The 21,946-nt window shown below is 44.7% G+C and carries 16 protein-coding genes; 9 read left to right on the top strand and 7 right to left on the bottom strand.

Annotated elements, in window-relative coordinates; all coding sequences use genetic code 11:
- Nucleotides 1–20: 20 nt before the first annotated feature.
- Nucleotides 21–1,163, bottom strand: a complete 1,143-nt coding sequence (locus GTW09_RS11040; RefSeq protein WP_163111931.1) for an efflux RND transporter periplasmic adaptor subunit — start codon at nt 1,161–1,163, stop codon at nt 21–23.
- Between the two features lie 352 nt (nt 1,164–1,515).
- Nucleotides 1,516–2,307 carry a DNA-J related domain-containing protein gene (locus GTW09_RS11045; protein ID WP_239059355.1) on the bottom strand — a complete coding sequence of 264 codons (792 nt, stop codon included), beginning with the start codon at nt 2,305–2,307 and terminating at the stop codon, nt 1,516–1,518.
- 259 nt (nt 2,308–2,566) lie between these two features.
- On the opposite strand from GTW09_RS11045, the gene GTW09_RS11050 reads away from it, so the two are divergent.
- The 5 genes from GTW09_RS11050 (at nt 2,567) to GTW09_RS11070 (ending at nt 10,562) form a co-directional block, all read left to right on the top strand.
- The gene (locus tag GTW09_RS11050; protein ID WP_163111933.1) at nt 2,567–3,277 is read left to right on the top strand and encodes a DUF1499 domain-containing protein; all 711 of its coding nucleotides are present in this window, start codon (nt 2,567–2,569) and stop codon (nt 3,275–3,277) included.
- Between the two features lie 270 nt (nt 3,278–3,547).
- Nucleotides 3,548–5,614, top strand: coding sequence for a TonB-dependent receptor (locus GTW09_RS11055; protein ID WP_163111934.1), 2,067 nt, complete (start codon nt 3,548–3,550; stop codon nt 5,612–5,614).
- Between the two features lie 249 nt (nt 5,615–5,863).
- Nucleotides 5,864–6,502, top strand: a complete 639-nt coding sequence (locus GTW09_RS11060; RefSeq protein ID WP_163111935.1) for a chalcone isomerase family protein — start codon at nt 5,864–5,866, stop codon at nt 6,500–6,502.
- An 18-nt stretch (nt 6,503–6,520) separates the two neighbouring features.
- Entirely contained in the window at nt 6,521–7,342 is an 822-nt protein-coding gene (locus GTW09_RS11065; RefSeq protein ID WP_163111936.1) for an alpha/beta fold hydrolase, read from the top strand.
- A 340-nt stretch (nt 7,343–7,682) separates the two neighbouring features.
- Nucleotides 7,683–10,562 carry a M14 family metallopeptidase gene (locus GTW09_RS11070; RefSeq protein ID WP_163111937.1) on the top strand — a complete coding sequence of 960 codons (2,880 nt, stop codon included), beginning with the start codon at nt 7,683–7,685 and terminating at the stop codon, nt 10,560–10,562.
- Between the two features lie 235 nt (nt 10,563–10,797).
- Here the strand turns inward: GTW09_RS11070 and GTW09_RS11075 are convergent, their stop codons facing one another.
- Nucleotides 10,798–12,054, bottom strand: a complete 1,257-nt coding sequence (locus tag GTW09_RS11075) for a diguanylate phosphodiesterase (protein ID WP_338024947.1) — start codon at nt 12,052–12,054, stop codon at nt 10,798–10,800.
- Between the two features lie 268 nt (nt 12,055–12,322).
- Here GTW09_RS11075 and GTW09_RS11080 point away from each other — a divergent pair, with 268 nt between their 5' ends.
- Nucleotides 12,323–12,880, top strand: a complete 558-nt coding sequence (locus GTW09_RS11080; protein ID WP_239059356.1) for a hypothetical protein — start codon at nt 12,323–12,325, stop codon at nt 12,878–12,880.
- A 65-nt stretch (nt 12,881–12,945) separates the two neighbouring features.
- Here GTW09_RS11080 and GTW09_RS11085 read toward each other — a convergent pair whose 3' ends face one another.
- From GTW09_RS11085 to GTW09_RS11095, 3 genes are read right to left on the bottom strand one after another with little or no spacing between them, the layout of a single operon-like run.
- Nucleotides 12,946–14,568 carry a phytase gene (locus GTW09_RS11085; protein ID WP_163111939.1) on the bottom strand — a complete coding sequence of 541 codons (1,623 nt, stop codon included), beginning with the start codon at nt 14,566–14,568 and terminating at the stop codon, nt 12,946–12,948.
- Nucleotides 14,568–15,554, bottom strand: coding sequence for a purple acid phosphatase family protein (locus tag GTW09_RS11090; protein ID WP_163111940.1), 987 nt, complete (start codon nt 15,552–15,554; stop codon nt 14,568–14,570). Before GTW09_RS11090 ends, GTW09_RS11085 begins: the two co-directional genes overlap by 1 nt.
- Before the next feature lie 16 nt (nt 15,555–15,570).
- On the bottom strand, nt 15,571–18,273 hold the full coding sequence (locus GTW09_RS11095; RefSeq protein WP_163111941.1) for a TonB-dependent receptor: 2,703 nt from the start codon (nt 18,271–18,273) through the stop codon (nt 15,571–15,573).
- A gap of 314 nt (nt 18,274–18,587) precedes the next feature.
- Between GTW09_RS11095 and GTW09_RS11100 the strand changes: the two genes are divergently transcribed.
- The 3 genes from GTW09_RS11100 (at nt 18,588) to GTW09_RS11110 (ending at nt 20,776) form a co-directional block, all read left to right on the top strand.
- Complete coding sequence (locus GTW09_RS11100) at nt 18,588–19,487, top strand: GGDEF domain-containing protein (RefSeq protein ID WP_163111942.1); 900 nt, start codon at nt 18,588–18,590, stop codon at nt 19,485–19,487.
- Nucleotides 19,462–20,505: an AraC family transcriptional regulator ligand-binding domain-containing protein gene (locus GTW09_RS11105; protein WP_163111943.1), complete on the top strand. Its 1,044-nt coding sequence runs from the start codon at nt 19,462–19,464 to the stop codon at nt 20,503–20,505. Before GTW09_RS11100 ends, GTW09_RS11105 begins: the two co-directional genes overlap by 26 nt.
- Before the next feature lie 76 nt (nt 20,506–20,581).
- Complete coding sequence (locus GTW09_RS11110; RefSeq protein ID WP_163111944.1) at nt 20,582–20,776, top strand: hypothetical protein; 195 nt, start codon at nt 20,582–20,584, stop codon at nt 20,774–20,776.
- On the opposite strand, the gene GTW09_RS11115 is transcribed toward GTW09_RS11110, so the two are convergent.
- On the bottom strand, nt 20,766–21,938 hold the full coding sequence (locus GTW09_RS11115; protein ID WP_338024948.1) for a GNAT family N-acetyltransferase/peptidase C39 family protein: 1,173 nt from the start codon (nt 21,936–21,938) through the stop codon (nt 20,766–20,768). The genes GTW09_RS11110 and GTW09_RS11115 overlap by 11 nt on opposite strands.
- Between the last annotated feature and the right edge of the window lie 8 nt (nt 21,939–21,946).

The raw sequence follows: 21,946 nt of genomic DNA on the forward strand, positions 1-21,946 counted from the left end.
ACTAAAAATTCCTTGCTTGCTTATCGTGAGCCGCGTGATGAGGGTTGCCATTCAGATGCATTCACTTTGGCACCTGGTTTAACTTTCTGATACCCGGTAACAATAACGCGATCACCTTCGCTAAGGCCGCCGTTAACTACATACTGGTCGCGATATATTTGCCCAACATTCAGCGTTCTGCCCTCTACGGTGCCGTCGTCGCCTACAACATATACTGACAGCGAGCCATTCGGCTGACGGGTAGTGGCTCTTTGCGGAACAAGCAAAGCATTCTCTCGCCCAGTTATTACATGGCCTTTTACAAACAACCCTGGTAACAAAATGCTATCGGGGTTGGGCATTTCAGCACGCAACGTTACAGACCCGGTGCTTTCATCTACAGTCACTTCTGAAAACTTTACGCTACCTGTATGCGAGTATTTTTCGCCACTTACCTCGTCTACAGTGAGTTCAACATCCATTGAACCTTGATTGCGCATAGACTGACGTAAGGTCAGAATTGAAGCACCCGACTCCTGCATATCAATGTAAACTGGATCGAGCTGAGTAATAACCGCAAGTTGCTGCGCCTGATTCGTAGTAACCAAGGTTCCCTCAGTAACAAATGAGCGACTTATTTGACCGCTTATTGGCGCGTAAACCTTGGTGTAACCCATGTTGACCTTGGCTACGTCTACCGCTGCTTCTGCCACACTTATAGCGGCTTGGGCTTGCTCTTTTTGAGCAATGACATCGTCGTACTCTTGTTTACTTACTGCATTTTTCTCAACCAAGTCGTCGTATCGACGCGCCTTGGCTTCCAGTGTTTTTAGATTAGCTTGTGCACTCTTTAAATCTGCTTTTGCACTATTGAGTTGCGCTAAATAGCGCGCTTCATCTATTTGATAAAGCTGCTGACCTTTTTTTACCTGCGCACCTTCTTCAAAAAGTCGCGCTGTAATAACACCATCAACCTGCGGCCTGACCTGAGATTGCCGTGACGGGCTTACGCGCCCGGGCAACACCATTTCGTGAGTAACAGGCTGTCTTTTAATAGTTATCACAGAAACCGAAGGCGCAGGCATGGCCTGCTGAGAACCTGGTGATGATGCTGACTCGTTTGAACACCCAACAACGCCTAACACGGTGAGTAGTGTTGCAGTAAGATAAAAAATGCGACTCATAAATCTTCTTTTTCCCAATAACTTATTAAATGCAGGCGGCGAAATACCAACTACATTACCTCGCCAATGACGGCGAAATGCATCGAAAGGCCTTTTGACCAAGTTTAAATATGTATCTTTAAAAACTGCCGGGATACTCACTTGTGGACTGATGCCATTAGCTGTGGAGTACCGGTTTAGGTGTGGCATAGTTAGGTGATCGTTTAACGAATCTACGCTCTTATCCTGCGTATTGTGCGCGCTTATACTAAAGAATAAAAGACCGAGCGGCCGAATTTACAAATGTTGTCGTTAAACAGCCTTCGACGTTCTTTTAATCCTTATAATACCTACAAATCAGCCTTATTTTATTCTATTTAAACGAATAAAATTTTACCAATAATTGATATGCAGAAATAACGCGCTGAGCGCCTTCTACGCTGCCACCTTTGTCAGGATGCTGTTGCTGCAGCTTTTTTCTGTAGTGTTTTTTAACATCTGCTAACGTGACGTCGCATGATGCCTTTTCTTTCATTGGTAAGTACGTAGTGTATGAAAACCCTAATACTTGGTGAGCATCGTCGACTTCGTGGTCGGTATAGGTCTCGAATTGAGCATGCCCCATTTGAGTCCAAAAGCTATCAAGCAACGCTTCTACGCTTTCTTTGTCTGTCTCTTCAAAATTTGACCAATTTAGATAGTAAGACGCCAACGCGTCGTGTGCGTCAACCGCATGGTTTTCAGGTTCGTCGCTGTTGTCGCTGCTATCTTGGCTGCTATCTTGGCTGCTATCTTGGCTACTTTTCTGGCTGCTTTTCTGGAAGCTTTCATAAGCGCTATCACATGAAGAGGTAGGTGCAGATAGCTGGATATTGAGTGCGTGAATATCTAACTCGCCAATGCCGCTCATGCGCCATTGATTTCGCAAGCAATACAAAGCGTGAAATAAGACAAAGTGAGTTTTAAATAGCACGAGAGGGTCTCGCAATTCCTCATCGTCAAATACCGAATAAGGCGGATTTTTAAGCTTTGAGATTAACTGGTATTCGCTAACCCCTTGTCTAAAAAGGTCAGTCATTGTTGATAGTATGTCCACGAGCAAATCAGCCAGTACTTCATGTACTTGAGAACCACTGTTCTTTGTTTCCCTGTTATTTATTTCCAAACCCACCTCGTTAAACATTATTGCTTACAGCAATCTAACCGTAACATGACTGTCTTGAAAGCGTTAACATGCCTGTCCTGAAAAGCGTTACTTGGCTGTCTGCAATAACCGGTCTGCAAAAACCGCCAAAAAACGCTTCTCTGCTCGGTCTTTTGCAATAACGCGGGTACTTGCAAAATTATGTTGTGAAAGTAATCCAAAAAATCACAATGCCTGTTAAAGTAGGTCCATAACATAAAAGAAAAATAATGGAGTTAACGTGAAAGTATTAATTGCCTTAGCCAGCATAGTCGGCTTTTTAATGGTGGTTTTGCCCGGCCCCCTATATCAGTTTGCAGGTGTGAGCTTAGGTACTGCCTTTACATCGTTGCGCTTTGGCGTTTATGTAGGCGGCGCAGCCCTTATTCTTATTGTACTGCAAATGCTAATTAACCGTAAAAATGTGAACTGGGGAAGTACAGTTGCTTGTGCAGTCTTGGCGCTCATAGCCGTAGCCATGCCGGTAAGCATGATGAGCAAGGCCAGTACCGTACCTCCTATTCATGACATTACTACCGACGTAACAAATCCACCTGCGTTCGTTGCCATTGCGCCGTTACGCGAAGGTGCGCCAAATGATATAAATTACGCTGGCGGCGAAATCACTAAACAGCAGCTTGAAGCTTATCCTGAAATAAAGACCCAGCTACTTCCACAGCCTGTTAACGAAGTTTACGTAGCTGCAGAGAAAACCATTGCTATTTTAGGGTGGGATAACGTCACCGCTGGCGCTTTGCCCAACACGCTCGAAGCCACAGATACAACCACTTGGTTTGGCTTTAAGGACGATGTGGTAATTAGGCTAACAGAGAAAGGCGACGACACTTTGGTGGATGTGCGCAGTAAATCTCGCGTGGGCAAAAGTGACTTGGGTAAAAATGCTGAGCGTATTAATGAATTTTTTGCGGAACTTAGAAAGCAACTTGGCTAACGCGTAACTTATTACTAGCCCTAATCAAAGCCCGTATAGCGCAAGTTTTACGGGCTTTTTCATGTGTACATGAAGCACTACGGATAGCACTCAGCGAGTGTTAACTCATAATGTTATTGATTAAACATCCTACTAGCGAGTACTGACCTTCATTTTGTTCCAACAGATAGTACCAACTGACTTTCATTTATATTTTCAAACACTTTCTTGCATCTAAAACGCAATGCCCCCCGTTCTGTTAATTAACATCCTACTTCATTAAGGATAACTATGAACTCAGGTTATGCACTTTCAGCACTGTCTCTCAGCGTTGCGTTGATTTTATTTCCATCGTCGGTTTTTGCATTAGACGATCCAGCCGAAGGTGACATAGAACACATTCGGGTTAAGGGTGACATGTCACAAAAAAGTGGTGAATTTGTGTCTGCGTCTCAAGGATGGGTGTCTGGAGATACTTTGCTAGAGCGCCCCATGCTGCGCACCGGCGAGATGCTTGAATTCATTCCAGGCATGATGGTGACCCAGCACAGTGGCTCAGGTAAAGCCAATCAATATTTTTTAAGGGGCTTTAATTTAGACCACGGAACCGACTTCACCGTGAGTGTCGACGGCATGCCCATTAACATGAGAAGTCATGGCCACGGTCAAGGTTACAGCGATTTGAACTTTGTTATTCCCGAAATGGTAGCTAACTTGAGCTATTTTAAGGGCACTTATTACGCCAACATTGGCGACTTCTCCAGTGCCGGTGGCGCGTTCTTTAATCTAAGAAACTCTCTAGAAAAGAATCAACTGTTTCTCACTTTAGGTGAATATGGCTATCAACGAATTACCACGGTTAATCAGGCCGACATAGGTGACGGAAAAGCTATTGCCGCCCTTGAATATCAAACCTACGAAGGACCGTGGAGCGATATTAGCGAAGACGTCAGAAAGAAAAACGCCAATATCCGCTACATAACGCCGTTATTCGATGGAGAGTTAACGGTTACTGGAATGGCTTACGGCAACAGCTGGAACGGCGCTGACCAAGTGCCGGCTCGCGCCATAGAAAGCGGCCTTATCGATCGCTTAGGCTCTATCGATACCGAAGTGGGAGGCGAATCGTCACGTTACTCTTTATCTGCGAATTACAAAAGCGACGACGTCAATGCATCGTTCTATGTTATCGACACAGACTTAACCTTATTTTCAAACTTCACTTATTTTCTCGACAACCCAGACACCGGCGACCAGTTTGAACAAGCCGATGACAGAAAAATCTACGGCGGCGAAATTTTTACTACCCTTCCCCTAGAAGTAACCGAGGGAAGCACTATTACCATGGGCACCCAATGGCGCTTCGACGATATTGATAATGTTGGCTTATACCGTACGCAAAATCTTAAACGCCTTAGCACAATCAGAGAAGACGCAGTTAAGAGCAGCAGTTATTCATTATTCGCACAATCGAATATTGTACTTTCAGATGATCTGAGTCTTTCATTAGGTGGCCGCTATGATTATTTAGACGTTGAGGTAGATAGTGACTTAGCAGCAAACAGCGGCGATGAAGGAGACGGATTATTTACTCTTAAAGCCGCACTAAAGTACGCAGTAAGTGAAAACTTAACAGCGTTTGCCAATGTGGGTCAGGGCTTTCACTCAAACGATGCAAGGGGAGCAACGATCAGTATTGACCCGTCCACAGGTGACGCTACCCCCCCTTCGCCTTTGTTAGTAAAATCTTTAGGATATGAAACCGGATTAAATTACACAGACGGAAGAACCTTTAACATCTCGGCGGCGCTTTGGCGGTTAGAACTTGATAGCGAGTTACTGTACGTTGGCGATGCAGGCTTCACCGAACCCAGCCGCCCTTCCGAGCGCCACGGTATAGAGATAAGCGCCTATTATTGGGTAAACCACCACCTTACTACCGACATAGAAGCAGCCTATACAAAAGCACGCTTTAGCGACCGCGTTGAGGGCGAGGGAAGACATATCGACGGTACGGTTCCTGGTGTTATTAGCGCTGGCGCGACTTACTACCAAAACAGTAATCAATTAGGCATGAGCTATACATTGCGTGCCCGCTACCTGAGTTCACGCACCGTTGAAAGTTTTGATGAAGTTTCTCCACCTTCAACTTTTCTACTTAATGCTCAGGCGGTATACAGACAGCCCAACTGGGATATTACCTTGGAAGTGTTAAACGCCCTTGATAGTGACGACCACGATATTGACTATTTCTATGCTTCGCGATTACCCGGTGAGCCCGAGGGGGGCATTGAAGATTTACACTATCACCCAGTAGAGCCAAGAAATGTGCGTTTAACATTCGCGCTAAGGTACTAGGCTTGTAAGCCATCACTCTCGTTGTTTTGTTTGGGCATTTTCTTTGTAGTGTTTGTTTTGTTAATTTGTGATTGCAAACTCAAGAACAACTAAAAGTTTCTGCCCTTTTTTCAACACTCTTATCAAGCGAATAAACCTTGAATTCATTCTAGGCTACATAAACATTAATTATTTGTTAACATGCTTTTTTAATGTAGTTTAACAACGTAATCTCTAAGAGCTTTTTTAGTAGGTCTGTTGGAGCATTCGTTGAATTCATTCGCTGGAAATATGCCTTATAAATCGTTATTCCTACCCACTGGTATTTCGTCGTTGCTGCTACCTTTTCTGTTTTTTTTGAGCATACATTGTACCAACGCGTCTGCAGCAGATGCAGAAACAACGCCTAATTCTCGCGCTGAGGCGCGTTCAATACCCTTAGTCTTCAGCGGTTCAACAATTAGAAAACGCTTTTTTTTCAGTGTTTACAAAATCAGTCACTTCATGGCCTGGCCCGCAGAAAAGTCGAGCGATCCTGACGAACTTATAAAACTCATCGCTGCTGGCGACCTGTCGCAACGGGTTGAAATAGAGTTTTTACGCGACGTTTCACGAGAGCAAGTAGAAGAGGCACTTATCGACGGTATTGAGCGTAATAACCCCGGTAAAGATTTGAGCAAAATTAAAAACGACATAATACGATTGTCAGAAGGCTTCGATAACGATATAACTGAGAAGTCCCGATTGGTGTTATCTCGTATAAATAGAACGAAACTTATCGTACATTTTAATGAACAAAGAATTGTAGAAACAGACAACAGAGAACTCACTGAGGCACTCTGGTCAATTTGGTTTGGTCAAAAACCAATAGTAGATAATAAAGCATTGATAGCAAATCAACTGCGCTAAGAGTAATGAGGCGATTGTGTGAAGGTTGTAAAAGGCAGTATACGTTGTGATAGGTTTCTTGTGCCCTACCGTATTTATGGAGACAAACCAAACACCATTGTATGCATTAGCGGCGCTAAACAAACGATGGCAGTATGGCGAACATTTGTTAAGCGTTTTGTTCCCTCTTTTTCGGTAGTTGTATTTGATTTACCCGGTACAGGTCGAGCGGAAATTCTATCGGGAGAACCACAGGTAACGTTTGAAGAACAACAGCAGGTACTGTTGAATGTTATCGCAGATACCGCAAAGACCGACAAAGTGGTGCTAGCCGCGGCGTCTTGGGGAACCATACTTGCGGCTTATATTGCGGCAAAATATCCTGCCAAAATCGAAAAAATGATATTAGGCAGCTTTGGCGTATCGACCAACGATACCATTTTAGAGCTTATTCATCAGGGTCAGTCGGCATTTAAGACCGGTGATTTTGAAAGTATTGCTCCACTTATGATCGAATGCTTTGGGCAGTACATTCCCGAATCGCAAAAACAGCAAATGATAAACCAATTTTCGAACATGGACGAGAAAGAGCTGTTGAACTTTTACGAACACTGCGAGTTTGTAAAAACAAGCCGAGATATAAGCAAACTTATCAATCTACGGGAAATAAAAGCAAAAACCTTGGTAATTTGCGGAGAGCACGACACCATTTTAGACCACGAAGGCATACGTGCTGCAGTAACCAAAATACCCAATTGTGTATACAAACTAGTGCCAGATACCGGTCATTTCCTTCACTGGGAAAAACCCGCTATATTAGACACTTACAGTAATTTTCTACACTCTACAGAAAGCGCCTGATTAATTTACAAGTACAGTGGAATTTATTGTTAATTTAAGTGCCTAGTTGTTAATTCGTATTGCTGACTTACAGTGTTGACTGTTTCAGCAATGCGTTATTCACTGCGTTGCACTAGCTTGTACACTCCTCACTAAAATCGTGATAACTCATTCGTTCATCGCAGCCTCATTGACTGTTTAATTTATACGCTACACTATGAATTGAGTAGTCATACAACAAAGTAAGTAAAAATTCAGCTAGTCATTGTCGTACGCATGACTTGTCTAACACCTGAATGGTCAAAAACGATAGGCTGGCTAGTAATTACTTAGAAAAATCAGAAAGCGACAAGGGACACACATGAAATCTATACAAAAGTGGTTCGTGCTATTGCTAGGCATAGCAGTAATGCCTGCTTATTCAGCTATTCTCATGAAACCTATCAAGGATCCAGACCTACAATACAAGGGTGAGTTACTTACCGGCACTTACAACGAAAACATTACCCCCCCAGATGACTTGCTGGGATTTCCTATAGGGTCTCGCGTTGCAGACCCAACGCAAATACACAGCGCCATTATGCACTGGGCCGGGCAAAGTGACAGACTGCAAGTAGTTGAATATGCACGCACTCACGAAGGGCGCCCCCTTGTAGCTGTTTTTATATCAACACCGGCGTTACTCAGTGAACTCGATACTATCAAAAGTAATATCGATAAGCTTGCTAACCCTTTAAATACCAGCGATAGCCAAGCCAGCAACATCATCGATTCACTGCCCGCCGTTGCCTGGATGGCATATTCTATTCACGGTAATGAAACATCAGGCGCAGATGCAGCGTTAACCGCTATCTATCATCTGATTGCCAGTGAAGACAAAGACGTGGAAGCCCTGCTTGATGATATGGTGGTTGTTATCGACCCCATGATGAACCCAGACGGGCGCGCTCGATTTGCCAAATCACTGGAGCAGTATCGCGGCACAGCACCTAATGTTGACGATCAATCCTTGCTGCACCGTGGTGACTGGCCTTACGGCAGAACAAACCACTACTTTTTCGATTTAAACCGAGACTTCTTTTATCTCACGCAGCCTGAAACCGTCGGTCGAGTGGAAATGATAAACGACTGGCGCCCCCAGCTAATGATTGATGGTCACGAAATGGGAAGCCAAGACACCTATTTAATGGGTCCACCCCGCCAGCCACTAAATCAGAATATAGATCCTAACTTGCAAAAATGGGCAAAAACTTTTGCGCGCGATCAATCTTCAGCGTTCGATAAGAAAGGCTGGCGCTATTACACGGGTGAGTGGTTTGAAAATTGGTACCCAGGCTATTCAAATTACTCAGAATACCGCGGAACTATGCATATTTTATATGAACAGTCTCGCATGGCAGAAGACGGCGTTCGCCGCCCTGAGGGCACAGTGCAAACTTATATCGAATCGGTTCACCATCAGTTTGTTTCTACGCTAGCTAATTTAAAAACACTCGATAAAAACAGCAAAGCCATGTATCGAGATTATTGGCAGGGGCGCAAAAATAATGTGGCCTCAAAAGGCAAATTCGCCAATCGCACTTACGTGGTAATGGCAAATGATAACGTGGGAAGAACAAGCGCACTGGTAAGCCGTTTGCTGGCACAGGATATTAATGTGTATGTTGCGGATAAAGATATTGAAGTAGACCGTGCTACCACTCAATTAGGTGAAGTGAAAGAAGACCTCATCATTCCCAAGGGAAGCCTTGTTATACCCAACCGCCAGCCTGAGGCACCGCTTATTGCCGCTATCATGGAGTTTGACGCTGGCGTTAATGACGCAGTATTACTAGAAGAGCGCCAGAAGACTTTACGTGACGGCTCATCGCTTATGTACGATACAACAGCATGGAACCTGACCATGATGTACGGCCTTGAAAGCGTTACTGTACCCGAGAATATAACGCGTAATGTTAGCCCCTATTCACTAAGCACACCTTCTCATGCGTTTGTTGATAACGCGATTGCATGGATAGTAGATGGTGCTGATGACCGTTCAGTGGCTTTTGCTGCAAGACTTATGGAACGCGGTGTTCATGTTCGCTATATCGATCGCGATTCTGAGTTTCAAGATACCACGTTCAATCGTGGTTCAATCGCCGTCACCGTTACAGACAACCCCAACAAAAAAGATCTCGCTCAAACCATCAAACAAACGGCTGACGAACTTAAAATATCTGTTACAGCAACGACTAGTGGGTTTGGCGAAGGTGATTTGCCTGAGTGGGGTGGCAAGCACTTTGACTTACTCACCCAGCCACAAATTGCCATTTTAAGTCATGGTAACTTTGCTAGCTACGATGTAGGCGCTACCTGGTATAGCTTAGACACGCATCTGGGCATTCGTCATAGCCAAATAGATGTAAACTCGCTAAATCGCACCGACTTGCGCAGATATAACGTTATTATACTACCTACCAGCTACGGCGCGCTAGATAAGCAAAAGCAGGCGCTTTTAGACGAGTGGGTTAAAAATGGCGGAACCCTTATTGCCCACGGACGAAGTGCGGCTGCATTGGCTAATAAAGACGGTATAGCTAAAGTCAAAACAATTGAAAACAGTTTTGAAAAGGCACTCGATTACGATATTTCTCTTACGCGAGAATATATGGCAGGTGAAGACAAGGTTGATAGAAAGGCAGCTATGTCTCATACCCTGGATGCAGACTACACATTCCCTTGGGACGACCTTCCTAAGCCACTGAAAGAAGACGAGCTAACGCGTCGCGACAAATGGCTAAGTCATTTTATGCCAAGTGGGGCTATGGTAGCTGGCAGAACTGACCAACAGCACTGGTTGACAGCAGGTACCCCTGAAGTGCTGCCGTTACTTTACAGCAATCAGCCGCTACTTATGTCGGCAGATAATAGCGAAGCTGTGGTTAGAGCGGGCGTATTTGGTCCAAATGATAGTAAGAAGAAAACAGCTGGTGAGAGCAAAAAGACTGCCGACCTTTGGTTTACCCTACCAGAGAATAAAGCACTAAACGTAAGAATGAGTGGCCTGTTGTGGCCGGAAGCTCAGCAGCGTATTGCGAATACGGCTTACTTGACTCGTGAACGCAGTGGCAAAGGGCAAATTATCTTGTTCTCTGGCCAGCCTAACTTTAGAGGTGCGGCACTAGGCACAAACAGGCTATTGCTCAATGCTATTGTGTATGGCCCGGGCCTAGGTAGTCAAAAGCATGTGTCGCTTTAATCAGCACTGAGGCACCACTGAGACATAGCAGAGTTATAAAAAACCGAAGGGGCCGTCCTGTTGCATAAAGTACACGGCCCCTTTTTAATTTTAGCTGATATATTCCGTTGCTGTGTATAAAGCGCTACGATGCTCCAGTGACATATTTGATAGGGGCGTAGTTTCGCAGTTTTGTGACCACTCTCTGCACTCTTTGCAGTTACCGCATTTACCGCATTTACCGCAGTCGTCTAGATTAACCAACCCTCCTAACGTTCACGGCTTTGTTTATTCCACTCACTACAAAATTAAGTTTCTCTACTCCGTTTAATTTAGGGCGAGCAAAAAGATAGCCTTGGAACCGCTGAGCACCAGCATGTTGAAGCCACAGCCATTCGTCCATGGTTTCTACTCCCTCAACAATAAGAGGAATGCCCATAGAGTTGGCAAATTCAAATACCGCTTCAAAAATAGCCTGTCGCGGTCCATTTTCATGAATATTGGTGGTAATTCTGCGGTCGAGTTTAATTTTATCTGGAAGAAAATCGGCGAGTAATGATAACCCCGCATAACCGGCACCAAAGTCATCTAGGGCAACCCGAATTCCTCTAGAACGCAAATTCTCTATAGCGTCAAAAAAAAGCGCTCCCTCTTCTATAATTTCAGATTCTGTAACTTCCAAAATCAACTGCTGTGGCTTTAAGTTGTTGTCTGATGCTAAACCGAGAAGATAATTCGTAATATCAGGACAGTGCGTTATAGCACCGGGACATAGATTAATGGCTAGCGCTTGGTCTGGGCGCAGTATTTGTGCACCCTGCGCAACAGCAATAGCCTTACTATTCAAATCAAACTGATACTTTTCACTTCCGTGAAAACTATCTAAAACATCTTCAGGAAAACGTCCATCGTTACTGCGCAATAGCGCCTCGTAAGAAACAATAACACCTTTATGTGTATCCACGATTGGTTGAAAGGCAAATTGAATGTCGGACTGAGCATAGGCCGCTATGTTGATCTCATCTTGAACCACAGACGCCCTCAGCGCCTTCAAATCCTTATTAGATAAGCACATGCGCCATTTCCCTGAGGCAAAACCGTTCAGTAAGCCAAAAATCCGGCTATCACGATGAAGGGAAAGATCAGACGGCAACCAGTAGGCACCGCTTTTTTGGTCGAGCTTTATTGTGCGTAATGCCCAATCGCCAAAATCACGTTGATGTATGGCGTTATCTGTAATTTTAACGATGTTGCCATGTCGCGGATCTTTTTGAATATGTTCATAAAGGCCTGCGATTAAATTCGACTCACCTTCAAGAACCTGAAAAAAATATTCCCCGTCGAAGAGCAAAATACCCGTTACATCATTGTTTAGATTGAAGGGCAAAGAGTCGCTAGTTACCTTATCAAGGTCAACTTGACTCATTTGTGCAGACGCTCTACTACGATATACCAGCTGTCTTATCACGCTAAAACCCTCTATGTGAGATATTGATTGCCCCTGCTTTTTCACCTAACTTCTAATAATGAAAAAAATACCTCCCAAACAAAATGTAGCGCCATTTGTCTGTTTTTTCTAATTTTCATAGATTACAAATTTAAAACCCAACCATTAATGCTTGTAAAAATATCTCTGAATTTCCTTTTGCCGGTGGTTTGCAGAGATAACGACATGCCGCACTATGCAAAAAAATGCAAAAAATTAATTTCTACACTAAAGTTAAGTTCAGCCTTAAAAATCGCTTTGTTGTATCTAACCAAGAAGTTAAGCGAGTATCTACATGAACAAAAGTATAATTCCCCTTCATTGCGGCCTTACCCGGCTCTTTAAACTTATTCTTGTCCCTCTTTTTAGACGACCCCGCAGCTTTCTGAGCAGAAGCTTATGTCTATGCATTATTGGCTATACCGTAATTGGCAACGCAGCAGTTGCTGAAGACAGCCATCACCACTGGCAGCAGTCACCACATCACCTTTCAGTGCTCGCTGCCACCACATACACCGATAGTCACGGTAATGCTTTTACTCTCGGGATAGATTACGAATACCGCATAAATGACTTCCTTGGCGTAGGGGTGGTTGCCGAATATGCTTTTGGTGAACTTGACGCTTACACTTATCTTGCAGTAGCCGACTTACACATTACCAATAGTTTTATTGCTCAAGTGGGTCCAGGCGTTGAGTTTTTTGAAGGTGAAGAAATAGCAGTGGCGCGATTAGGTCTATTATACGAATTTGAAATATCAGGGTTTACGCTATCCCCGCAGCTTCATTACGATTATCACCACAATCATGATGATGCCATAGTGGCAGGTTTAGCAATTGGTATTGCTTTTTAAAACGTAAAGCCATCGGCACGTCGAAAACATGTCTCTGGCTTTAAATATTCAGTGTTGAAACTGTATCAGCGATACTGGCGAATGAAGTTGCGTAATTTAACGCCCGATACCAATTTAAAGTTTTGTTTATCGCTAGGCATCACATTGCGCCCGTCTTGCACCACTAAAAGTCCTTCGGGATAACCCGCGCCAAGGTTGGCACTGCTAATAGCAAGCCCATCAGTTTCCGACGCACCGTCAATACCCTTTTCAATGTCTGGGGCAATACGAAAGCTTCCCAACCAGCGCATGTCGTCATCGACTGCATAAACAGCGTAGCTATCATTTCCTTGACTTGATGCAACCAGATAACGTTGGCCATCGAAAGTATAAATTTCCATGCCCTCAATGTCTGCGTGCACTTTGTCATTCAGATCAGCCACTTTTTCACTAGACAAGTTAATATCGGCTAAACTGCGAAGCCATATACCCGAGGCCTCCTCACCGTAAAAAAGCTGCTGATGTTGATCATCCGCCACGCAGCCCTCCGGTTGGCTCGGTACGCTAAATTGCTCCATCAAAGATGCACCAAACTCACCATTATCCACGCTAAGTGCATATCGCAAATAGGTACCATCTGAATCGTTGACCAACACCTCTAAGCCTTCCTTTGGCTGATAGAGACATAAGCCGTACACATCATTGAGCGGTGTAGGAAGATCAGCAAGATGAGAAACTTGGCGAGTCTTTACGTCAATGTTGAAAACACTAAGTTTATTACCAGTGCGATTACTCGCTACAGCAAGATCAACAGACTGTGTGCCAAAGCGCACCGACTGACGCACATCAACATTATTCACTTTGCCTATCGGCAGATGCTGAAGCCGCTCTCCGCTGAGATTGTACACATCTAATCCCGCCTTTTTATCGGTACCAATAATAAGGCTTTGTTCGGGATCATCATTATTTACCCAAATGGCTGGGTCGTCGGCGGCATCGCCAAAGCGTTGTACCGGGTCGGTTTGTCCATCTACCACCAATAGTGAAAGATCATCACGGACATAAGCCACAGGCTCAGCGTCGAAGGTAAAAACCTTACCTTTTTCATCCGTGACCTTAACACTATCTTTAGAGGTAAGTGTTATATCTACCGTATCTTCATTTAACGCTAAAGGCGCTAAGTGACGCACCAACTCAGATTCTGGTGCCAGTGATATTTGCCACACTCCCATGCCCTCTTCGGCCATGAAAACGCGACCAGATGCGTTATCTACAGTGCAATATTCAATTTCGCCACCAACGGCAAACTCTCTAATGGGTAAAAGCTCCCACTGTTTTGTTGCTTTACGATAGAGGTAGTGCTGCTTTGCCATGCCTCGCACATCAAAGAGAAATGCGCCGACACCCTGTTCGTCTTCAAACAAACACAGCGTTTCTACATCGGCCTGTGGTGATGAGGTGCGATACTTCTCTGACATTCGCGCACCATTATGTTCGTGACCAGCGTCTAACGTGCTCACAACTAGCGCCTGAGTGAGCGGGTCGATGTGAGCGGCGACGTGACGTTGCTTGTCAATACTGTGAATGGCATACGTTTCAATATCGTCAGAAAAAGGCGCTGGCAAAGGCTGTGTAGATGCATAGCCCACATAGCAGTGCAGACTTAAAGATAGGGCAAGAAGCCCACTTAAAGGAAAACGGGGTAACATTACTTGTCCTTTTTTAAAGAGAGGGCATAGTGATAAATCACCTCTCCGCTATCATTAACAAATTGCACTAAGCACTTAGCGCTACTCACTGACACAACGGCAAAACCCGCCTGGGACTGGGCAAACTTCGTAAATTCACGCTGCTTTACAGGCCGAAGCTCAGAACCCGCCCCTGAAACAAAGTGCTCAACCTTCAAATCGGCGGCACGATTATGTTGAAGATCATGCTCGTGTCCTGCGAAATAGGCGTCGACACCATGCTTTTCGAACAATGGCTCGAGTACATCGCGAATACCGCTGGTTTTACCATAGCGTTTTCCACTTGAATAAAGTGGGTGATGACCAATAACAATTTTCCAGTCAGCATCAGACTCGCTTAACTGTTTATCAATCCACTTAAGTTGAGTTTCCCCGTCTTGCCGCATCGCCTCAGCATATTTATCTCTTTCCCGATATGCAGGATTAAGAGGGCTGGTATCAATAAACAATAACAAAGCGGTGATATCTTCTGAAACATCGACGTTTTTTGCGTAATAAGGCGCGGGCATTTCCCAGCGTCGGCTTATTTCGCTGTAATCTATTTGCGCCTGCCAATTGCCGCGATAATCGTGATTCCCCAATACCGCATGCCAGTCGATGAACAAGTGCGGACCGGTGTAAACGTCTTCAAACGAGCTGCGCCAATAAGGGTCTTGAGTAGAGGCGATACCATTGCTATAAAAATTATCCCCCGTGGTTGCTACAAACTCTGCATCGACCTTTTGAGCGGCGATGTCCATCCACTTAGCCACTGTGCGTTGATGGTAGTGACCGTTGCGCCCCCAATCCCCGATAACCAAAAAACTAAAACTGTCATCTGATGTTTCAAGGCCCACAATAGGATGCTGCTGATAATAGTCGCTGTTTATATTCTCTTGGCTTGCCAGCGAAAAGCTGGCAAGACAAAGAAAAACATGAACTGCAGTAAGGAAGCTTTTCAATTTCATGTTTATCTATTTCCTATTACTGCATGCGCCAAATGAAGCCAACTTCGAACGTACGACCATATTCCTCGAACTGCGCGTTGCGGTTGCGCTCGTCGAAGTAGTGATATAACGGTTCATCGCCTAAGTTAATGCCGTTAAAGTACAACTGCATATCATTATTTATGTAGTACTTGGCAACAAAATCAATTTGTTGGTGGTCGTCTTCAATACGCAACATGCCGTCATCAATTTCTTCTAAGTTGTCGCTTTTATAGGTCATGCTCAAGCGCAAACTCAGCGAATCAGTTTCATAACCAACGGCGACATTGCCGACGGTGTCTGATTGATTAGGCAAATTAGTTTCGAAACGCTCGCCATCTAAAATAGTCACCGCGTCTGAATTTGAAAATGTGCCATTTGCTGAGAACAACAGGCCATTATTAAAGCTCTTAACCCAGCTAAGCTCTAAGCCCGTTAACGTTGCCTCTTCACCATTAATAGGCTGAAATGCCTCTTCAAACCCTTCAAAAGCGCCAGAGCCCGCAACGTTCGCTTCCACGATGAAATTATCGATACGTTTGTGAAAGATGCCTGCAGAAAGGACGCCGATGTCACCTGGGTAATATTCCAGCATTAAGTCAAAGTTATCCGCTTCGTAGGGCTGCAACTCGGGGTTACCTACGCTTGCTTCACGCTCTATCACCTGTTCGCCGTCTTGGGTTCTCACGTTAGCTTCAATAATCTGAAACGCTGCGGCGTCTTCAAAACTGGGGCGCGAGAGGGTTTGGGTAAATGCCGCGCGGGCTATCAGTTTTTCTGAAAACGCGTATCGCAGATTAACGCTAGGGAATAAATTGTCGTAGTCACGTGAAGCATTTACTGGGTCTATCGTTAAATCAAGACTGTCGGTGTCTTCATTTTCAGTTAACGATACCTGAGAGCCAGACGTGCTGTAAGATGTGCTCTCATAACGCAAACCCGCGACCACACGCAACTTGTCCCAGTCAAATCGCGTCATGGCATAGGCGGCAAAAATATCTTCGTCGTTAGTAAAAGAATCTCCTTGAGATTCGATGCGAGAGTCTAACTCCGCAAGCTCTAACTGCTCACGACTCTGATTAAAGTTACTTCTCAGTGCACCGCGGTTAAAGCCCGGCCCAAAATCACCTAAGCCGTAATCGGGTGATGAAGTAGCAAACGACGCATTGTCGAAGTTATCAAAACCGCCATCAAATATGGCAATATCTGCTACCGCTATTTTTTCTCGCGTGCGGTATTTCGACCCAAATTTTAGTTCGCCGTCGCTGCCTAACCACTCTATTCGTTTGGCAATATCGAGACGGAAACTAAGTTCCGTGTCTTTAGCGTTTCCACGCTCGAGGCTCATTTGGTCAAGCTCATAATTGCTAAAATCGTTGAGCGAGGCCGGAATAGTTAGTTGTGGAATGCGCTGCTCAAGATCACCATCAAGGCCAGCATCAGCGCCGGTAAAAACATAGTAAAGTGCGTCTGGCTCGTCTTCATCAGAGCGCGAATAACCGGCCTGATAGCTAATCGTCCACGTGTCACGTTCGTGCTCAGCACCGGCTGATATACTCAGAATACTTTGTTCTTCAAAACGGTCTTTACTTTCGCGCTCTACTTCTGAGTCATCGCCATCTAATACGAAAACGTTGGCTTGTCTGAATTCATCGTCTGAGAAGCGGCTATATAACGTACGAAGATAGTATTGATTATTAAAGTCTGGTCTAAAATCAATATTAACTGCACCGCCTAGACGCTCTCGCGTTATGGAATAATGACGCTGCTCAATTTCATCATCGCCATTGGTTTCAATGTTGTCCGAGCCGAATTCACGATCAAAATAACTTAATGCTGCAGCAATACCCCATTTATCGTTAATTTTATGCGTAATACTGCCTGCTAATTTAGGGCTTAATGCATCGCGCAGTTCGTTTTGACTTAATTGTGCCGTAAATGAGGCGCTGTCAGCTGCGCGGTCGAAGGCGCTCACGCTTTTAACTTCAATATTACCGCCGATTGTATCGGCATCCATATCAGAGGTGACCGACTTAGACACGGTTAAGCTGCTGATTAACTCAGAGGGGATAACATCTAGCGCCACCGATCTTACACCGCCCTCTGGGGAAGGAATGTTAAGACCGTTGATAGTGACGTTATTTAAATTAGGGTCAATACCGCGAATTCCCACAAAACGACCTTCACCCTGATCACGCTCAATTGAAAGGCCCGGTAAGCGCTGTAAAGACTCCGCAGCGTTCTGGTCAGGGAACTGACCAATCGCATCTGCAGATACTACCGAGGTGATACCATCTGACATACGCTGCTTATTAATGGCGTTGGCTTGCCCGCTTCGTTGTCCGCGAACCAGCAATTCTTCTAACGTATCGCTTGCTGTACCCACCAATAATGTCACGTTAGTAATTTCGTCTTTCACCACTATCGTTTGTGTTGATGGCTGCGTGCCTAAATAATCAATTTCTACGGTATAAGTACCCGGCGCTATACGAGGAATGTTAAAACGGCCTTCTTTGTCAGCATAAACGCTTATACCAAGCTCTTTGATATCAATTTTTGCGCCGGCAAATAGCTTACTACTATTCACGTTAGTGACTTTTCCCACTAACTGGGACGACTCTTCCGCAAGTGCTTGCGGCGAAACAAATTGCATGGCTGCTGTGCAGGCCATAGCAAGGAGAGATAATTTTTTAGTGTGCATAACCGAGTTCTTTTGTGGTTGTGTGAAAGCCCCGTCAAAGTAGAGTTCAAAAATGACGTTTCCGTGACATTTTTTTGACTGGTACTGCTTACGGACCTGGTTATGCACGAATTCATTGAGAATTTTGACTTTTCTGAGCCAAAATAACCCCCACATATCCAATTGTTTTAAAAAGAAAAAAGACAATTTAGAAGGGTGTAACGCGGTAATATTTCGTTAAAGTGTCATATTTGTGAGCCAAAATAACGCTACGCATTAATTGCGGTTTGCGGTAAACAACACACAATAGTTTTCTTCACCACTAGGTAGTCATCATGCTTTCACATTTTACTCGACATCAAGGTTTGTTTCTGATGTCAGTCATTTTGCCTCTACTTGCATTTTTTATGTGCGTTGTAGCCGGCAATGCAGAACCTTCAAACATTGAATGGCTAGATGTGTTAGGAGAAGGAAGTGTAAGCTTGGTGCTCTTACTCTGGATACTAGCGCTGTTAATCAGCCGCCCAGCGGGCAAGTTAACTCACCTTTTGGTGATAGGCCTTAACCTCATATTGTTTTCGTCTCTACTGGATTTAATGGATGAGTTTATGGACTATTCTGCCTCATCAAATTGGATTTCGATGATGGAATCGATTCCCGCTTCTATCGGCATGGTAATGACTACGTTTGCAGTATGGCAGTGGCACAAAGAGCAACTAGCGCTTAATTCACAATGGAAAACTCGAGAGGGGTTCGTCCGTAATACTAAAGATCTAGACCCAATAACCCAACTTTACAGTGGCGAGCACTGGATGGAAAGAATGGAGCGAGCCATCACCCACACGTCCTGCAAGTTTAAAACCTTGGTATTGCTAGATATTAATGATTTTAGCCAGTTCAATTGTCATTACGGGCACGTCGAGGGGAATCGCTATCTGCGCGGGCTTGCGTCTATGCTATCCCTGTCATTACCTGAAAATGCTTTAGTTTGCAGGTTTGCAGGTGATAGGTTTGCCATACTGCTACTGCAAGATTCCGAGACTGCGACAACAAACTGTATTTCTCAACTCATCATAAGCATTCAACACTATGCTTTTTATCCTCAACAGAGTAATTCGCCTATTTGCTTAAGTGCCCGATATGCGTCAGAGCACATAGGTAATTTGAAGCAAATTCAACCACTAATACACAGACTCAATCGACTCTTAGATGACCAACATACCCATGCCGCCTAAGAGTAGTACTTTCGCTTCAAGACCTACTTTGCTTGGCGCTTACGATAAGCGGCTTACGGCATGGCCATTGGCGCAGGCTATGATTGATGTTGGAGTTTCTCAGGGTATTTCAAGCGCATCTCTATTACGAGGCACGGGCCTTTTTCTCGAAGATGTTGCAAACGGCTCTTCCATGAGTGCAAGGCAGCTTTCTCAACTCAGCATGCGAGCACATAAAAGCATAAAAAATCGTGACGCAGGCTTGCAGATAGGTCGCATGCTAACTTCAAGTCATATGGTAGGTCCATTATCGCTGGTGTTACGATGTAGCAGTATGGAACATTGCTTTTCGTTGCTTCCCCAACTGCGATGGGGGTGCATGCCTCTTGTCCATTGGCGAAGCTATATTCACGACGATTCTGTATACGTTGTCCCGCAAAATACCTTTGGAGTAACTGAACAATGGCCTTTTTTAGTTGAAATAGCGTTTGCATGGATTGTATCTATCCTTCGACAAGGAACAGGAAAGCGGTTTCCAGTAAACATCGATTTCGCTTGGTCTCGACCTCGCAACATTTATGACTATGAAGAGTTCTTAGGCACGCGCCTTCGGTTCGATCAAGCCATTACCCTGATAAGAATGCCTCAAGAGGCATGGGATACAGACTTTTTAATGGCTGACAACGATTGGATTACAACGGGTATGGCCCCGTTGAAAAAGCAGCCCATGTTTGCTCTCTCCGAACATGTACAAGATATGTTGCTTAAACAGCCAGATATAACCGCTGCACAAATAGCCGACTCTCTCGCTATGAGTTTAGCCACATTTAAGCGTCGCTTAGCGGAGCACAATATGAGTTTCAAACAGCTTAGCGATGACATTCAAAAGCAGCACGCCCTAATGATGCTGCAAACTTGTAGAGCGAATACACAAGAACTCGCCGAAGCCTTTTCAGTAAGCGACACCACCAACCTGCGGCGTTTTATTAAGCGCTTAACAGGAATGACACTCACGCAAATACGAGACTCAATGTCTTAAAACAAAAACTTGGCAAGCATATTGTAAGTCTGTGGTCATAGAACGCAAAAAACGCTTAAACGACGAGAATTTGACTATGCGCTTACCTACCAAACAGCTAATTAATAAAATCGAACACCTGTCTAAAGGCTTATCGCCTGCACAGCTAACCCACTTCCTCGACATTATTGACGCCATGACGGCGCTGGCTGAAGACGCAGCAAAGGTTGACTTAAGCGGTGACAACACACCAACTCCCAGTGTTCCACAACCCTCATCGGCTATTCATTAGGTTTAACAAGCAAGCACGTTCTCAATTTGGTTTTGCCAAATACTGACAGCGAACCAAAATCTTGTTTTAAGATAGGAAGATGCTGATAGTCTAAATCGGCATCTTCGCGCTCATCAATATTGGCGTGAGAGGACCGGTCTAACCGATTTCCAGATTCGTCATAAAACCCTTCACTGCCATCAGGATCATGCAAGTACAAACAGCGGTCATCGGCATGGGTTATCACCACCCAATGGGGCGCCTTAATTCCATGGAACTGGTAAGTACTTATAAGGCAAATAACGCCATAGCCCTTGTTCAACGCCGTCTCAATTTCGCTGAGCTCAATTTCTCTTTGATATATCGGTATTTGGGCATTCGTCGCCCGCTCAATAAAGTCTTTCTCTACAATACGCATAATCGATTTTTTATGCTCGCTGCGCACGCCATCCAAGAACAGATCGTTTATCTGCGTGGAGTATACTTCAACAGCGAACCCGCGCTGATGGCCAGCTAAAGCAAGACCTAACGGATGACAACCGCCGTGTCCTGACGTCATAAAAACAGTAGTAGCTTGACGCCAAATATCAATTTCAGTGGTTTGATCGAGCGGAGTACCGCCTCGCACATGCTTCATAGCCATCATCAACGCACTTGGGCCGCAGGTAAACGCCGTGGTCTGTTTGTACCACGGATAATGCTTCATAGCATTCGCCATATTCGGGTGTAATACAGGCTTTTGAAAACGAAGAGCATCTACACCTGTGGCATAGTATTGGCGATAAATACCAAATTTACGGTATCCCAACTTTTTATACATACGAATGGCTGCAAGGTTATCTTCAGCAACCTCTAGGCGAATAAACAACTTTTCTGCACTTAACACCATTTCTTCTAGCTTAATCAGCAGCGCTGGAGCAATGTTTTGCCCCCTAGCCTTTGCAAGCACCGCCAGTGAATACAAGCGAGCAGAACGGCTGCCTCTGCGCAAAATAACCAGGCCATAACCTAAAACCTCACTCTCGGTTTCAGCAACTAGCAATATACCGTGTTCAGCTTTTATCCAGTAGCGCATGCGCCTGCGTGAAAGCCTATCGCTATCAAAGCAGCTAAGCTCAATTCGCTCTAGCGCATCAAGGTCGTTAATTTCTGCCAAGCGCAAATTTACGGCAGCGTTAGTCACCACAGGCT

The sequence above is a fragment of the Alteromonas hispanica genome (assembly GCF_010500915.1).
In the GTDB taxonomy this organism is placed as follows: domain Bacteria; phylum Pseudomonadota; class Gammaproteobacteria; order Enterobacterales; family Alteromonadaceae; genus Alteromonas; species Alteromonas hispanica.

What these genes read in the sequence shown, in the direction of transcription:
- GTW09_RS11040 (WP_163111931.1), bottom strand. Translation starts at nt 1,163, where the DNA reads ATGAGTCGCATTTTTTATCTTACTGCAACACTACTCACCGTGTTAGGC.
- GTW09_RS11055 (WP_163111934.1), top strand. Translation starts at nt 3,548, where the DNA reads ATGAACTCAGGTTATGCACTTTCAGCACTGTCTCTCAGCGTTGCGTTG.
- GTW09_RS11070 (WP_163111937.1), top strand. Translation starts at nt 7,683, where the DNA reads ATGAAATCTATACAAAAGTGGTTCGTGCTATTGCTAGGCATAGCAGTA.
- GTW09_RS11080 (WP_239059356.1), top strand. Translation starts at nt 12,323, where the DNA reads ATGAACAAAAGTATAATTCCCCTTCATTGCGGCCTTACCCGGCTCTTT.
- GTW09_RS11085 (WP_163111939.1), bottom strand. Translation starts at nt 14,568, where the DNA reads ATGTTACCCCGTTTTCCTTTAAGTGGGCTTCTTGCCCTATCTTTAAGT.
- GTW09_RS11090 (WP_163111940.1), bottom strand. Translation starts at nt 15,554, where the DNA reads ATGAAATTGAAAAGCTTCCTTACTGCAGTTCATGTTTTTCTTTGTCTT.
- GTW09_RS11095 (WP_163111941.1), bottom strand. Translation starts at nt 18,273, where the DNA reads ATGCACACTAAAAAATTATCTCTCCTTGCTATGGCCTGCACAGCAGCC.
- GTW09_RS11100 (WP_163111942.1), top strand. Translation starts at nt 18,588, where the DNA reads ATGCTTTCACATTTTACTCGACATCAAGGTTTGTTTCTGATGTCAGTC.
- GTW09_RS11105 (WP_163111943.1), top strand. Translation starts at nt 19,462, where the DNA reads ATGACCAACATACCCATGCCGCCTAAGAGTAGTACTTTCGCTTCAAGA.
- GTW09_RS11110 (WP_163111944.1), top strand. Translation starts at nt 20,582, where the DNA reads ATGCGCTTACCTACCAAACAGCTAATTAATAAAATCGAACACCTGTCT.